General features: G+C 67.7%; 14 protein-coding genes and 1 pseudogene. 9 read left to right on the top strand and 6 right to left on the bottom strand.

Annotated elements, in window-relative coordinates:
* The first annotated feature begins 16 nt into the window (after window positions 1–16).
* Both ACOAMO_RS04500 and ACOAMO_RS04495 read left to right on the top strand, forming a co-directional pair.
* Window positions 17–1,141: a sensor histidine kinase gene (locus ACOAMO_RS04500; RefSeq protein ID WP_420176389.1), complete on the top strand. Its 1,125-nt coding sequence runs from the start codon at window positions 17–19 to the stop codon at window positions 1,139–1,141.
* On the top strand, window positions 1,138–1,743 hold the full coding sequence (locus tag ACOAMO_RS04495; protein WP_420176970.1) for a response regulator: 606 nt from the start codon (window positions 1,138–1,140) through the stop codon (window positions 1,741–1,743). Before ACOAMO_RS04500 ends, ACOAMO_RS04495 begins: the two co-directional genes overlap by 4 nt.
* 1 nt (window position 1,744) lies before the next feature.
* On the opposite strand, the gene ACOAMO_RS04490 is transcribed toward ACOAMO_RS04495, so the two are convergent.
* A complete protein-coding gene (locus ACOAMO_RS04490; protein ID WP_420176388.1) occupies window positions 1,745–3,229 on the bottom strand; it encodes an APC family permease in 1,485 nt (494 codons plus the stop codon).
* 108 nt (window positions 3,230–3,337) lie between these two features.
* Complete coding sequence (gene argE / locus ACOAMO_RS04485; protein ID WP_420176387.1) at window positions 3,338–4,507, bottom strand: acetylornithine deacetylase; 1,170 nt, start codon at window positions 4,505–4,507, stop codon at window positions 3,338–3,340.
* A gap of 129 nt (window positions 4,508–4,636) precedes the next feature.
* Between argE and ACOAMO_RS04480 the strand changes: the two genes are divergently transcribed.
* A complete protein-coding gene (locus ACOAMO_RS04480; protein WP_420176386.1) occupies window positions 4,637–5,467 on the top strand; it encodes a hypothetical protein in 831 nt (276 codons plus the stop codon).
* Window positions 5,460–5,807: a metallopeptidase family protein gene (locus ACOAMO_RS04475; protein ID WP_420176385.1), complete on the top strand. Its 348-nt coding sequence runs from the start codon at window positions 5,460–5,462 to the stop codon at window positions 5,805–5,807. The genes ACOAMO_RS04480 and ACOAMO_RS04475 overlap by 8 nt, the downstream gene beginning before the upstream one ends.
* A gap of 146 nt (window positions 5,808–5,953) precedes the next feature.
* Here ACOAMO_RS04475 and ACOAMO_RS04470 read toward each other — a convergent pair whose 3' ends face one another.
* Complete coding sequence (locus tag ACOAMO_RS04470; protein WP_420176384.1) at window positions 5,954–6,436, bottom strand: Rv0909 family putative TA system antitoxin; 483 nt, start codon at window positions 6,434–6,436, stop codon at window positions 5,954–5,956.
* Between the two features lie 154 nt (window positions 6,437–6,590).
* Between ACOAMO_RS04470 and ACOAMO_RS04465 the strand changes: the two genes are divergently transcribed.
* Window positions 6,591–8,315 (top strand): glycoside hydrolase family 13 protein, encoded by a 1,725-nt coding sequence (locus ACOAMO_RS04465; protein ID WP_420176383.1) that lies wholly within the window; start codon window positions 6,591–6,593, stop codon window positions 8,313–8,315.
* A 33-nt stretch (window positions 8,316–8,348) separates the two neighbouring features.
* On the opposite strand, the gene ACOAMO_RS04460 is transcribed toward ACOAMO_RS04465, so the two are convergent.
* A complete protein-coding gene (locus ACOAMO_RS04460) occupies window positions 8,349–8,624 on the bottom strand; it encodes an acylphosphatase (protein ID WP_420176382.1) in 276 nt (91 codons plus the stop codon).
* Window positions 8,625–8,999: 375 nt separating this feature from the next.
* Complete coding sequence (locus ACOAMO_RS04455; protein WP_420176381.1) at window positions 9,000–9,548, bottom strand: YceI family protein; 549 nt, start codon at window positions 9,546–9,548, stop codon at window positions 9,000–9,002.
* Between the two features lie 191 nt (window positions 9,549–9,739).
* On the opposite strand from ACOAMO_RS04455, the gene ACOAMO_RS04450 reads away from it, so the two are divergent.
* From ACOAMO_RS04450 to ACOAMO_RS04440, 3 genes are all read left to right on the top strand, one after another.
* Window positions 9,740–11,215 (top strand): S8 family serine peptidase, encoded by a 1,476-nt coding sequence (locus ACOAMO_RS04450; protein ID WP_420176380.1) that lies wholly within the window; start codon window positions 9,740–9,742, stop codon window positions 11,213–11,215.
* Between the two features lie 222 nt (window positions 11,216–11,437).
* Window positions 11,438–12,721, top strand: coding sequence for a citrate synthase (locus tag ACOAMO_RS04445; RefSeq protein ID WP_420176379.1), 1,284 nt, complete (start codon window positions 11,438–11,440; stop codon window positions 12,719–12,721).
* A gap of 117 nt (window positions 12,722–12,838) precedes the next feature.
* The gene (locus tag ACOAMO_RS04440) at window positions 12,839–13,369 is read left to right on the top strand and encodes a hypothetical protein (RefSeq protein ID WP_420176378.1); all 531 of its coding nucleotides are present in this window, start codon (window positions 12,839–12,841) and stop codon (window positions 13,367–13,369) included.
* 118 nt (window positions 13,370–13,487) lie between these two features.
* On the opposite strand, the gene trxA is transcribed toward ACOAMO_RS04440, so the two are convergent.
* Complete coding sequence (trxA, locus tag ACOAMO_RS04435) at window positions 13,488–13,859, bottom strand: thioredoxin (RefSeq protein ID WP_420176377.1); 372 nt, start codon at window positions 13,857–13,859, stop codon at window positions 13,488–13,490.
* A 107-nt stretch (window positions 13,860–13,966) separates the two neighbouring features.
* Between trxA and ACOAMO_RS04430 the strand changes: the two are divergent.
* Window positions 13,967–14,545, top strand: a pseudogene (locus ACOAMO_RS04430) (DUF2202 domain-containing protein); the annotation flags it as partial.
* Window positions 14,546–14,604 lie beyond the last annotated feature (59 nt).

Genomic DNA, 14,604 nt, shown 5'->3' with positions numbered 1-14,604 from the left:
GCGCCAGGACGCGCCAGTGAAGCAGCGCCAGGACGCGCCAGTGAAGCAGCGCAAGGGCGCGCCAATGAAGCAGGGCCAGGCGGGCCGTCAGGTCGACGTCATCAGCATGACGATGTCCGGCATCTGGCTGGTCTTCCTCGTCTACCCGGTGAGCAGCTTGCTCACCAGGCCTGCTCGCGACCAGGCGATCGGCTTCGCCCTGATGGGTCTGTTCGTCGTCGGCTACCTCGCAATGCTGCGCAGGCTGGGCATCGACATGCCGAGGAGCCAGCACCGGCTGCAGGTGGTGATCTTCGCGGGGCTTGTGGCGATCGCTGTAGCGAGCAGCCAGGTGTTGGGGTCCTCGGCGATGGGCTATGTGCCCTTCCTCACCGCGGCGGCGATCTGGGGACTGTGGACCCCGGTCAACCGCTGGTCAGGGCTTGCGACCCTCGTCGCCGCGCTGTTGGTCTCCCTCGCCCTCGGCGTCACCTCGGACAGCGTCAACGTGCTGCTGGCCGGCGTACTGATCCTGGTGGTCGGTTGGTTGGTGACGTGGATGGTGGAGAAGGGCATCGCGGACGAGGCCCGCGAGCGTCGGCTGTTGGTGGTGGAGGAACGCAACCGGATCGCCTCCGACGTGCATGACCTGCTGGGGCACTCGCTGACCGTCGTCAACCTCAAGCTGCAGCTCATCGATCGGCTCATGGAGGCAAACCCTGGCCGGGCCCATGAGGAGCTGACCGAGACCCGCGCCATCGTCGCGGAGGCACTGGGCAATGTGCGCCGCACCGTCTCCATGGAGCGCTCCTCGAGCCTCGCCGACGAGCTGGAGCATGCCCGTGGCGCCTTGCGGGACAACGACGTGGAGCTGCTCGTCGAGGGCAGTCCCGATGCCCCGACCGGGCCGATGGCCGTCATCCTGGGCTGGGTGCTGCGCGAGTGCGTGACCAATGTGCTGCGTCATGCGCATGCGAGCCGGGTGCGGGTGACCATCTCGCCTCGGCGACTGGCGGTGGAGGACGATGGTGACGGCCTGGCCGGGACGGCACATGACGGCAATGGGCTGCGCGGCATGCATGAACGGGTCGCGGCGGCCGGTGGCGAGTTGACCGTCGGACATGGCGAACTGGGTGGCGTGAAGGTGGATGTGACGTGGTGACCAAGGTGCTGTTGGCCGACGACCAGGCGCTGGTGCGTGGCGCCCTGGGTGCCCTGCTGGAACTGGAGGGTGACCTCGACGTGGTGGCCCAGGTGGGCCGCGGCGACGAGGTGGTCGACGCCGCCCGGGCCAGCGGGGCCGAGGTGTGCCTGTTGGACATCCAGATGCCCGGCCTCGACGGGCTGCAGGCCACCGCCGCGCTGCGCCGCGAACTGCCGGGGGTGAAGGTGCTGGTGGTCACCACCTTCGACCGGCCCGGCTATCTGCGCCAGGCCCTGGAGGCGGGCGCGTCGGGCTTCATCGTGAAGGACGCCCCGGCGGAGGATCTTGCCGAGGCGGTCCGACGGGTGGCCGCCGGCCTGCGCGTCGTCGACCCGGCCCTGGCCGAGGCCTCCCTGCTGGGCGGTCCCAATCCGCTCAGCGACCGGGAGCGCGAGGTGCTGCGGCTGGCGCGCGACGGGACCTCCGTCGCCCGGATCGCAGAGCAGGTGCACCTGTCACCCGGGACGGTGCGCAACCACCTCTCCTCGGCCATCGGCAAGACCGGCACCGAGAATCGGGTGGAGGCGGCGCGCACCGCCACGGACAACGGCTGGATCTGAGCTACTCCGCGTCGTCCTGCTTGCGCAGCGCGTCGCGCAGCGGCGGCACCTCATTGCTGGGGTGCTCCACCTCCCACTCGACGTCGCCCAGGTGCTCGACGTCGGCGAACTTGGTCTCGCGCTTGTAGACGAAGCGGTTGATCATGAAGGTGATGACACCCAGCACGATGCCCACCAGCAGCAGCCAGCCGGCCACCACGTAGTCGCCCGTGGCACGGCCCGAGAGCGGGCTGGCCAGGAAGGCGGAGGTGATGGCGCCCAGCACTGCCATGATCGTCGGCGTGGTGAAGTGCTTGGTGTCCCTGCGGTCCTTGCGCAGCACCAGCACGGCGATGTTGACCACGGTGAACACGCACAGCAGCAGCAGCGCCGTGGTGCCGCCCAGCGCGGTCAGGTTGCTGAACCAGACCAGCCCCAGTGCCAGCAGCGTGGTGAACACGATCGAGACGTAGGGGGTGCGTCCCTTGACGCTCACCTTGCCCAGCGAGCGCGGCAGCACGCCTTCGTGTGCCAGGCCGTAGAGCAGGCGAGAGGCCATCAACATGTTGAGCAGGGCGGTGTTGGAGACGGCGAACATGGTGATCAGGGCGAAGACCTCGGTCGGGAAGGCCGGAGCACCCACCTGGACCACCTGGAGCAGCGGCGTGGAGCCCTCGCCGAGCTTCTCGGGAGTGACGAGGGAGACCGAGGTGATGGCCACCAGCACGTAGACGACGCCGGTCAGGCCCAGGCCCAGCAGCAGGATCTTGGGGAAGATCCGCACCGGGTCCTTGGTCTCCTCGGCCATGTTCACCGAGTCCTCGAAGCCCACCATGGCGAAGAAGGCCAGCGCCGTCGCCGCGGTGACGGCGCTGAAGGCCGTCTTGCCCTCGGCCACGTTCACCTCGGTGAGGCGGCTGAAGTCGGCCTGCCCCTGGCTCATTGCCCAGAAGCCCACCAGGATGACGATGAGCAGACCGGACAGCTCCACGCAGGTGAGCACCACGTTGAGCTTCACCGACTCGGAGACGCCACGCAGGGTGACCAGCATGAGCAGCAGCAGGAAGCCGCCGGCGATCAGCTTGAGGTCCATGCCGTGCTCGTCGACATTCCAGCCGAAGGCGGCGGCAAGGTTGCCGGCGAAGGCCTTCGATGCCGAGGCCGACGAGGTCAGGCCGGAGCACATCACGGTGAAGGCGACGATGAAGGTGAAGAAGTGGCTCTTGAACGCACGCTGCGCATACAAGGCCGCACCAGCCGCCTGCGGGTACTTGGTGACCAGCTCCAGATAGCTGAAGGCGGTCAGCAGGGCGACGATGAAGGCACACAGGAAGGGCAGCCAGACGATGCCGCCCACCTGTGCCGCCACCTTGCCGGTCAGGGCGTAGACGCCCGTGCCCAGGATGTCGCCCATGATGAACAGCAGCAGGAGCCCGGGGCCAAGCACCCGCTTGAGGCTGGGTTCGCCTCCCCGTCCGTTCTCGACGGTCTCAGTGGCAGTTGTCATGCGCCTACTTTCAGGCACGAAGTCGTCGCTGTCCACCAAATCTTGCGAGTTGAACCTTTTCCCGCGGGCCACATGACGTTCCCCGCAGCAGAACGGCAGTGATCAACCTCACTCGCTGAGGGCGGTGATCAGACCTCCCAGATAGCGTTCGCACGCGGCCAGCTGGTCGAGGGCGACGAACTCGTCGGCCTTGTGGGCCTGCTCGATGTCGCCGGGGCCGCACACCACCGCGGGGATCCCACCGCGGGCAAACTGTCCCGCCTCGGTGGCATAGGCCTCCTTCTTCTGGCTGGGGATGCCACCCAGCTGCGTGGCCAGCTGGACCACGTACTCCTCGGCGCCGGTGTCCAGACCGGGCGCCATCGCATCCACCGTCACCTCGACGTCGGCGGCGGCATTCTCGGACTGCATCCGTGAGCGCAGCTGGTCACAGACGCCGTAGAGGTTTTCCAGCAGTTCCTCGGGGTCGTTGCCGGGCACGGTGCGAAATTCCAGCACCAGTTCGGCCTGGCCGGGCACGATGTTGCCCGCCGTGCCCCCGGTGAACTGGTTGACCCCTCCGGTGGAGTGGCTGATCGGGTAGGCCTCGTCGAAGGGACCCTCGGCCTTCCACCCGTCGACGACCGTGCGCCACCAGGCCACCAGCTCGGCGGCGTACTCGATGGCATTGACCCCGTGGGTGGTCAGCGAGGAGTGCGATTCGACTCCGGTGAAACGCACCCGGGCGTAGCAGACCGACTTGTGGGCACGTACCACCTGCATCATGGTGGGCTCCCCCACCAGGGCCGCCCGCGGCGCCAGGCCGAGTTCGTTGATCTGGGCGACGATGGCATCGCCGCCCCGGCAGCCCAGCTCCTCGTCGTAGCTGAGGGCAAAGTGGATCGGTTCCTTGAGGCGCGCGGCCACCATCTGGGGCAGCAGGTGCATCGCCACCCCCAGATAGCCCTTCATGTCGACCGCGCCGCGGCCATGGAGCCTGCCGTCGCGCACCTGCGGGTCGAAGGGGTCGCTGGCCCACTGCTGCCCGTCGACGGGGACGACGTCGGTGTGCCCGCTGATCACCACCCCGCCCGAGGTGGTGCCGTCGGCGGCGGGCACGGTGGCCACCAGCCCCTGCTTGAGGCCGTCGGGGGAGTCGAACAGGTGTGGTTCGATGCCCAGGCGTCGGAACTCCCCCGCCACCAGCTCCACCAGCTCGGTGTTGCTGCCGCGGCTGGTGGTGTCGATCCGGCACAGGCGCATGATCCAGTCCAAGCTGGCGGGGGTCGCGTCGCTCATGGCTCCTTTCTACATGACCGGACCAGCGACGATTGGGGGGTCAGACCTGAATGCACTCGTCGGGCACTGGGGTCTCTGGTAGGTCGGCAGCGGACACGCCGCGGCCCCGTACGCGTTAGGGTCAGCGGCATGGACGAGGAGCTGCCCACCCAGGTGGAGCAGATCTGTGCCTCCTTCACCCACGCCCTCAACAACACCTCGGAAGACCTGTTGGAAGGTCTGTACCTGCGTGGCTCGTTGGCCTGGGGTGAGTTCTTCGACTCCTCCGACGTCGACTTCACCGCGGTGCTGACCCGCCGCCCCGGCCGCCATGACCTGGAGGCCCTGGAGGCGGCGCACACCCAGATCTGGTTCGAATTCCCCGACCATGACTTCGACGGCCACCACGTGTTGCTGGAGGATCTGCGGGGCGCCCCGTCGCAGTGCCCCGACGTACCCTGCGCCCATGCCGGCACCTTCCGACCGGCGGCACGCCAGGACGTGAACCCGGTGGCCTGGGCGGAGCTGGCCGAGCGCGGCATCCGGGTGGCCGGGCGCGACCCACGCGTGCTGGGCATCGACCACGATCGTCAGCGGTTGTGGGAGTTCACCCGCGACAACCTGGCCTCGTACTGGGGCCGCACGGCGCGGGAACTCAAGCTGGGGTGGATGGTGGCGGGTCGCAATGATGACTCGGTGGCCTGGTGCGTGCTGGGTGCCGGGCGGCTGCACCACCTGTTGGCCACGGGCCGGATGACCTCCAAGAGTGGTGCGGGTCGCTATGTGGCCAACAGCCTGGACGCCCGGTGGCGCGATCTGGGCCTGGAGGCCTTGCGGATCCGCGAGCGCCCCGACGAACCGAGCCGTTACCGCTCGCAGGCCCGCCGCGGCAAGGATGTGCGTGACTTCGTGGCCTGGTGCGTCAGCGACGGGGCACGGATCGCGCAGGAGTCCCCGCAGTGGAAGGACCGTCATGGTTGAGATGGACGCCCAGGAGTTCGAGGAGCTGGCCGCCCAGGCGCTGGAGGAGATCCCCGAGGAGTTGATGGCGCTGCTCGAGAACTGTCTGCTGGTCGTCGAGGACGCCAACGAGCAGGATCCCGAGCTGTTGGGGCTCTACGAGGGCATCCCGCTGACCGAACGCGATGGCGGCTATGCCGCGGTGCTGCCCGACCAGATCTTCATCTACCGGCTGCCCACCCTGGCCATGTGCCAGACCCGTGAGGAGGTGGCCGACGAGGTGCTCACCACCGTGGTGCACGAGGTGGCGCACTTCTTCGGCATCGAGGACGATCGGCTCCACGCACTCGGCTGGGGATGACCACCACGCTCCCCGAGCCCTCACCACGCTCCCCGAGCCCTCACCCCGCTCCCCGAGCCTGTCGAGGGGATGACCCCGCCCAGACATGACGGAGCCCCCGTCGGTCTCGGGACTCCGACGGGGGCTCCGTGCCCATGGGGGCAGGCTCAGAAGCGGTTGTCGCCGTCCATCTTGGCCTGCACGTCGTCCACCACGTCGTCGGTGGCCTGGGCCACGTCGTCGGCGGCATTGCTCACCTTGGCACCGGTGGTGCGCTTCTGCTCGGTCTTGTCGAGCACGGTGGTGATGACTTCCTTGACCTTGGTGACCACACCGGTGGCCTTGCCCTGCGTCTTCTCGTCGATCAGCTGGGCGGCCTTCTCGACGGTGCTGTCGATCTTCTCGCGGTTCTTGTGGACGGCCTCGCCGGCCTTGCTGGCGGCATCGTCGGCGGCCTTCTTGGCCTTCACGGCCGCTTCCTTCGCCTTGTCCTGGGCAGCGGCGGAGTTGGCCTTCTCCTTGGCCTGGTTGGCCTTCTCCTGGGCTGCTGCCTTGGCGGCGTCGGCCTGCGCCTTGGCCTTGGCGGCGGCCTCGGAGGCCTTGGCCTTGGCGGCGTCGGTGCGGCTGGCTTCGTCGTTGTACTGCGTCATGATCAGCTCCTGCTCGGGGTCAGTGATCGTTTTGGCCGCGGTGGCCGATGCTTCAACGCTACGGGGCCGCCCTGCGCAGCACCAGCATTCCAGCGACGCCCACAGCGAACATGCCCGGAGCAGGACGGCTTTCGTGCCCTGACAGACTGGTCGGATGGACTTTCCCGAGCACGCCCGCCCGGCCGACTGGTGGCGCGATGCCGTCGTGCTGCAGATCTATCCCCGCAGCTTTGCCGACTCCACCGGTGACGGCATCGGCGATCTGACCGGCATCACCAGCCGAGTGGACCACCTCGCCAGCCTGGGAATCGACGCGGTGTGGTTGTCGCCCTTCTACCCCTCGCAGCTTGCCGACGGCGGCTACGACGTGGACGACCACCGGGCCGTGGATCCCCGGCTTGGGACGCTGGATGACTTCGACCAGCTGGTGCGGGCACTGCACGGCCGGGGAATCGGCGTGATCATCGACCTCGTGCCGAACCACACCTCCAACCGGCACCGCTGGTTCGAGCAGGCGCTCGCCTCGGGCATCGGCTCCTCCGCCCGCCAGCGCTATGTCTTCCGCGACGGCACCCAGGGCGGCACCGAGCCTCCCAGTGACTGGCAGAGCCTGTTCGGCGGCTCCGCGTGGCACCCGGTGGGCGACGGGCAGTGGTACCTGCACCTGTTCGCCCCGGAGCAGCCCGACCTCAACTGGCACCATCCCGAGGTACGCGCCGACTTCGAACAGACGCTGCGCTTCTGGAGCGATCGCGGGGTGGACGGGTTCCGGGTGGATGTGGCCCATTCGCTGGTGAAGCAGGTGGACGAGCCGTGGGAACCCTGGCAGACCGTGCAGGACTTTGGCCGCACCGACGGATCCCACCCCTGGTTCGACCGCGACGAGTTGATGGAGCTGTACGAACAGTGGCGTCGGATCTTCGACTCCTACGATCCGCCGCGCTTCGCGGTGGCGGAGGCCGCGGTACATCCGACCCGTCGCGGTCGCTATGCCCGGCTGCTCGGCCAGGCCTTCGACTTCTCGATGCAGGAGTGTGACTGGCGCCGCGACGACTTCCACCAGGTGATCGATCGGGCGCTGTCGGAAGCCGCCGAGTCCGGCTCCAGCACCACCTGGCTGCTGGGCTGCCACGACACACCACGGGTGGCGAGTCGGCTGGCGCTTCCTACGCCGCAGGAGCCCCGGGTGCGCGTCGACGAGGCCCGCCCCGACGAACCCGCCTTCCGGCATGACTCGCAGTGGTTGGCCCGCCAGTGGCTGCTGAGCGACGGCCTCGAGCCGCAGGCCGACATTGCCCTGGGCCTTCGCCGGGCGCGCGCCGCGGTGATGGTGGAGCTGGCCCTGCCCGGCTGCACCTACGTGTACCAGGGCGACGAGCTGGGCCTGCCCGAGGTGGCAGACCTGCCCCGCGAGGTGCTCACCGATCCGATGCTGGGGCGTTCCACCAAGGAGAAGGGCCGCGACGGGTGCCGCGTCCCCCTGCCCTGGGCGCGCGATCGCCATGCGCTGGGCGGCTCGTCCTTCGGCTTCGGCCCCGGAGCAGCGCATCTGCCGCAACCGGAGGTCTTCGGCCAGTTGAGCGTCAAGGCACAACAGGACGACCCCGATTCCACCCTGAACCTGTACCGCGCGGCCCTGCGGTCACGGCGGGAACTGCGCGGGCTCGTGGGTCAGGCGCCGCTGCGCTGGCTCGACGAGGCCGATGACCGCGTCTTGCACTTTGCCCGCGGGCCATGGCACTGCCTCACCAACTTCTGCGACGAGCCGGTCCCACTGGCGGGTCTGGGACTGGGCCAGGCGACCCCGCTGCTGTGGAGCTGGCCGGTGGAGGGCGACGACCTGCCGCCCGCCACGACGCTATGGCTGCGCGACCGCTGAGTGCCGTGACCGGGGCCGAGGAGCCGGGGCGGGTCACCGCACCCTGAAGTCGGTGTGCCCCGCGGGCTTGGCGGCTCGCACGGCCACCTCGTCGACCTGCGCCCACCGGGGGCCCTTGCGACACCAGGACAACAGGTGCTCGACGGCCCGGTCCTCTCCCTCGGCCCAGACCTCGACGCTGCCGTCGGACAGGTTGCGTACCCAGCCCTGCACGCCCAGGTCCTCGGCCTGTTGCAGGCAGCTCCATCGGAAGCCGACGCCCTGCACTCGCCCGTGGATCGTTGCGGTGACTGCCCTCACATCGCTCATTTTCCCATCGCCTCCTCGCAGGTGAAGTTCTGCTGTGGATCTGGGGCAACCTTCCCCGCAGAAACCCTTCTGGACAAGGAGCAGTCATCACGTGGAGCTGGATGCGACACCCACTGTTCCCCTTCTTCTGATTGAATTCCTCCACCGGGTGGATCCCCCCGAATGCACCCGGTATCGGCAGCCTCGCCGCGAGCACTGGACCCCCCGACCAGCCGCGACGAGGCTGCCTTCTTTCGTGCACCGGCCCCTTCCGTGCACCGAACTCTTTCGTTCACCGGCAACAGGCCCGGCACAAGACGACAGGACCGCCCGCATCCAGGGATGCGGGCGGTCCTGTCGTGCCTGGTTGCCGCGGCGAGGCCAGCGGCCGGGGGATCAGGCCTGCTTGATGGCCGAGATCTCGAACTCCAGGGTGATCTTCTCGCTCACCAGCACGCCACCGGTGTCCAGGGCGGCATTCCAGGTGAGACCGAAGTCCTTGCGGTTGACCTCGGTCTTGCCCTCGAAGCCGATGCGCTCGTTGCCGAACGGGTCCTTGGCAGCGCCGGTGTACTCGAAGGGGATGGTGACGCTCTTGGTGACGTCCTTGATAGTCAGGTCACCGGTGATCTCGACAGTGTCGGCATCCACGGCCTCGACCTTGGTCGAGTCGAAGGTGATGGTGGGGAAGTTCTCGACGTCGAAGAAGTCGGCGCTGGTCAGATGGGCGTCACGATCGCCATTGCGGGTGTCGATCGAGGCAACCTGCATGGTGACCTTCACATTGCTGGCGCCCGGGTTCTGGCCGTCGACGGTGGCGACGCCCTCGAACTCCTTGAAGCTGCCGCGAACCTTGGTGATCATCGCGTGGCGGGCGATGAAGCCCAGGCTGCTGTGGGTGGGGTCAATGGCATAGGTGCCGTTGAGGCTGGTCATGTCGGTCATCGTGTCTCCTCTGAAATCTGTGGGCTGGCCGGGCCTGCCGGTCAGGAGTAGTTGGGATGTCCAACTGGGTACAACCATGCCACACTATTGTTGAAAGTTCAACCTTTTTTCTCGACCTTTCCTACAACTTCCTTGTGGCATACGTTTAGCGGGCTGCCTACAGTGAGCAACGTCCCCCCGGAAAGGTCATCATGCGCCTCAGCCACCCCCGCCGTCTGGCACGCCTCGCGGCAGCCTGTCTTGCACTGTCGCTCACCCCGCTCGCCCTGGCCCCCTCCCAGGGCCACGCAGCCCCCGAGCAGGACAGCGACCGCTGGATCATCCAGCTGGAGAATCCGCGTGCCGCAGCCGCGGTCCAGGCCGCCTCCAGCCGCGGGGGCGCAAAGGTCACGCACCGCTTCAGCCGCACCTTCCCGGGCATGGCCGTCCGGATGGATGCCAAACGGGCCGACTCGATGCGTCGCCTGCCGGGCGTGAAGAGCGTCACCCGGGACAACCGGGTGTGGGCCGCCGGCGTGCAGAACGACCCGCCGGTGGGGCTGGACCGGATCGACCAGAAGACCTCCCGGGGCTCGCGCAGCTACACCGCCAGCCGCACGGGCGCCGGCGTGCGCAGCTATGTGGTCGATTCCGGCATCAACCTGGGCCACACAGACTTCACCGGTCGCATCGTCAACGGTCCCAACTTCGTCAAGCCCGGCACCGCCCCGAGCGACTGCGCCGGGCACGGCACGCACGTCGCAGGGATCGTGGGCGGTACCCGTCACGGTGTGGCAAAGCAGACCACCCTGGTGCCGATCAAGGTCCTCGACTGCGACGGCGGGGGTTACGAGTCCGACACGCTGGCGGCCATGGAGTGGGTCGTCAACGACCACGCCGCCGGCAAGCCGGCCGTGCTGAACATGAGCCTCACCGGCGCGGCCAGCCCGGCCTTCACCCAGGCCGTCGAGTCCGTCATCGCCGACGGCGTGACCGTGGTGGCGGCGGCGGGCAATGTGGCCGACGGGGAGCCCCCCGCCAATGCCTGCAACTTCAGCCCGGCCAACGTGCCCCACGTGCTGACGGTGGCCAATGCCTCCACCAACAACTACCAGGCACCCACCAGCAATGACGGCCCCTGCGTGGACCTGTTCGCCCCGGGCACGGGCATCACGTCCGCCTGGATCGGAAGCCAGTCCGCCACGGCCGTCGACGACGGCACCTCGATGGCGGCCCCGCACGTGGCCGGCGCGGCAGCGATGGTGCTCGAGGCACGCCCCACATGGACCCCGGCCCAGGTGCACGACCAGATCGTCAAGCAGTCGCAGCCCAATGTGATCATCAATCCCTCCGGCCAGACCCCGAACCGCATGTTGCACACCTTGAGCAACGTGACCCCCGGAGTCCTGGAACGCATCGGCACCCCTGCCGTCTCCGGCACCGCCCGGGTGGGCAGCCGACTCACCGGCACGGCCGGAAGCTGGGGAACGGGGAGCGTGAGCATCACCCACGCCTGGTTCCGGGTGAACAGCAACGGCACGAGGACGCGAATCACGGGGGCCACCCAGCCCAGCTATGTGGTCACCAGCGCCGATCGCGGGCATCGCCTGCAGTACGTGGCCACCGGAAGCAAGCCCAACTACGTCTCACGAGCCAACGGGTCACCAATGACCGCCGCCGTTTCTTGACGTCAAGAATTCTCTCGAATCCGACAAAACCCCTTGCCACAAGGCAATCAGGAGAGAATTGGGCGCTTGCGAACGGTTCGCAGTGCGCACCCACCCATTTCCTGTGACGTGCGGACGCGCTATCGTGGCCGCATCCGCTGGCAGCGTCCGCCAGCGAGCTGTGTCACCACACCTGACCACTCGACCGGAGCCTCCGGGACTCCGTTCAAGGAGGAACCGTCCATGACTGATCTTGCGTCCTTCGCAATCGGCGACAAGAAGGTAGAGCTTCCCTTTGTGGAGGCCACCCAGGGCAACAACGGCCATGACATCGTCAAGCTGTTGGCCCAGACCGGAGACACCACCTACGACCAGGGCTTTTCCAGCACCGCCTCGTGCAAGTCGGCCATCACCTTCATCGACGGCGAAGCCGGCGTCCTGCAGTACCGCGGCTACCCGATCGAACAGCTGGCCGAGAAGTCCAGCTTCGTCGAGACCGCCTACCTGGTCATCTACGGTGAGCTGCCCACCGCCGAGCAGCTGGCCACCTTCGAGGATCGCATCACCAAGAGCATGCTCATCGACGAGCGGATGCGCGACTTCTTCCGTTGCTTCCCCCGTCGTTCGCACCCGATGCCCGTGCTGGCCGCCGGCATCATGGGCCTGAGCACCTTCAACTCCGAGACCACCGGGCTGGATCCCGAGTCGGTCGAGGAGGCCACCACCCGCCTGATGGCCAAGGTTCCCACCTTGGCCGCCTATGGCTACAAGAACTCCATCGGCAAGCCGACGCTGTACCCGGACAACTCGCTCAGCTACATCGAGAACTTCGAGCGCATGAGCTTCGGCAGCCCCACCGAGCCCTACCAGATCGACGACGCCATCACCCGCGCCCTCGAGGTGCTGCTGATCCTGCACGTCGACCACGAGCAGAACTGCTCCACCTCCACCGTCCGTCTGGTCGGCTCCTCGCAGGCCAACATGTACGCCTCGGTCGCCTCCGGCGTGAACGCCCTCTCGGGCCCCCTGCACGGCGGCGCGAACCAGGAAGTCCTGGAGATGCTGCAGCAGATCAAGGACTCCGGCATGAGCGTGCAGGAGTTCGTGAACAAGGTGAAGAACAAGGAGTCCGGCATCAAGCTGATGGGCTTCGGTCACCGCATCTACAAGAACTACGATCCGCGCGCCAACATCATCAAGAAGCACGCCGACGAGGTGCTGAAGCTCAAGGAGGGTCGCCGCGACCTGCTGGACATCGCCCAGGAGCTCGAGCAGACCGCCCTGAACGACGACTACTTCCAGAGCCGCAAGCTCTACCCGAACGTCGACTTCTACTCCGGCCTGATCTACGAGGCCATGGGCTTCCCGGTGAACATGTTCACCGTGCTGTTCGCCATCGGTCGTCTCCCCGGCTGGATCGCCCAGTGGCGCGAGCAGAACAACGACAAGGCCACCAAGATCGGCCGTCCCCGCCAGGTCTACGTCGGCCAGACGAAGCGCGACTACGTGCCGATGGACCAGCGCTGAGGCACGCGCATCGCACCTTGTCCGCAGGGGCTCCACCGTGATGGTGGGGCCCCTGCGGTCGTTCTGCCGACGGCGATACGCCTTTCCACGAGCCAAGCCACGCAGCACACTGGAGACATGAGCCAGTTCACCGAGAATGAGATCGAGACCATCCGCGGCGGAGTCATGGGTGCTGTTGCCCTCGTCTCCCAGGCAGAGCCCGGCTTCTTCGCCACCTTCAAGGAGTCGATGGCGGCTTCCAAGGCCCTCGCCAACGCTCCTCAGGAGTTCACCGAGCTGATGAAGCAGGGTGGCATGGTGATGCCGCCCAAGGCCGGCTCGCAGGAAGAGATGAACACCAAGCTGCTGGAGAACCTGCGCCAGGCGGTGCAGGTGGCCAGCAAGGACCAGCCGACCCTGGAGGCCCTGAAGTCCTACGTGACGGCCGCCACCCAGGAGGTCGCCGGTGCCGCCAAGGGTGTCTCGCCCGAGGAGACCGCGGTGATCGAGCAGGTCAACGCCGTGCTCAACGAGTCCGGCACCGCGGCCCCGCAGACGCAGGCTCCGGGCGCCCCCCAGACCGAGGCGCAGGGTTCGCCGACCGCCGATGCCGGACAGGTCTCCGAGGCTCCCGCCAACGGCGAGCTGAAGTTCCCGGGCCAGAACTGATCCAGCCCAGAGACTGAACAAGGGGAGGGGTCCTGCCAAACGGCAGGACCCCTCCCCTTTCCCTCCCCCTACGCACGCGGGGCCGCGAAGGTCACCCCCACGTGAGGAGCGCACCAGCTCACCGAGCCTGGCCGCCCTGCTCCGCGATCTGCGCGCGGACCGCCTCCATGTCGAGTCCACGGATCTGCGCAATCAGCTGGTCGAGCGCGGCAGCCGGCAGGGCACCGGACTCACGGAAGACCGCGACGCCATCACGGAAGGCCATCAGCGTGGGAATGGCCTGGATCTCGGCCTGCACGGCCAGCTCCTGCTGGGCCTCGGTGTCGATCTTGCCGAAGACGATGTCGGGGTGCTTCTCGCTCGCTGCCTCGAAGATGGGCGCGAACTGCATGCAGGGGCCGCACCAGCCGGCCCAGAAGTCCAGGAGGACGATGCCCTCACCGGTGATCGTCTGCTCGATGTTCTGGGAAGTGATCTCAGTCGTAGCCATGACCCCATGATACCCGGTGGGGTATAAAACCCCTGCACTGCTTCCCTTCACACGATCTTCACACCCACAGCGGCAGGACCTTCACACCCACCTGCTGCACTGGCCGCATGCGCAAGACACCCACTGCCCTGGGCATCACCTCCGCCCTGTTGCTCTCCAGCATCGGCCTCACCGGCCCTGCCCTGGCCGACACGACGCCGCAGGCCCCCGCGTCCGTCGCACGGCAGGCCCCCGCCCCCACACGCACGACCCCGGCCCAACAGAAGGCCAATGCCGCCCTGGCCAAGAGCCTGGCCTTCAGCCGCGAGGAGGAGCGCATGGCCCGCGACCTCTACACCGCACTCGCCGACCAGTACGACCAGACACTTCCCTTCAGTCGCATCATGCTCAGCGAACAGCGCCACTACGACGCCATCGGCGCACTGCTGGCCACCTATGGCATCGACGACCCGTCGGCGGGCCTGCCGGCTGGCACCTATGCCGATCCGGCCATCCAGGAACTCCACGACGACTGGCTGCAACGCGGCAGCAGCTCACTGGAGGAGGCCTATCAGGTGGGCATCGAGCTCGAGAAGCGCGACATCGCAGACCTGCAGGCCGCGCTGAAGACGATCAAGCAGGCCGACGTGAGGCAAGTCTTCGAGCACCTGTTCTTCGGGTCGCAGAACCACCTGCAGGCCTTCACTGCCGCCGCCGAGGCGGGACAGGGCAGCGGTCCCGGCAGCCAACACCCTCGTCACCGGCC

Source organism: Luteococcus struthionis (genome assembly GCF_048595755.1).
Lineage (GTDB): Bacteria > Actinomycetota > Actinomycetes > Propionibacteriales > Propionibacteriaceae > Luteococcus.
This window is presented reverse-complemented; position numbering and strand designations above follow the sequence as displayed.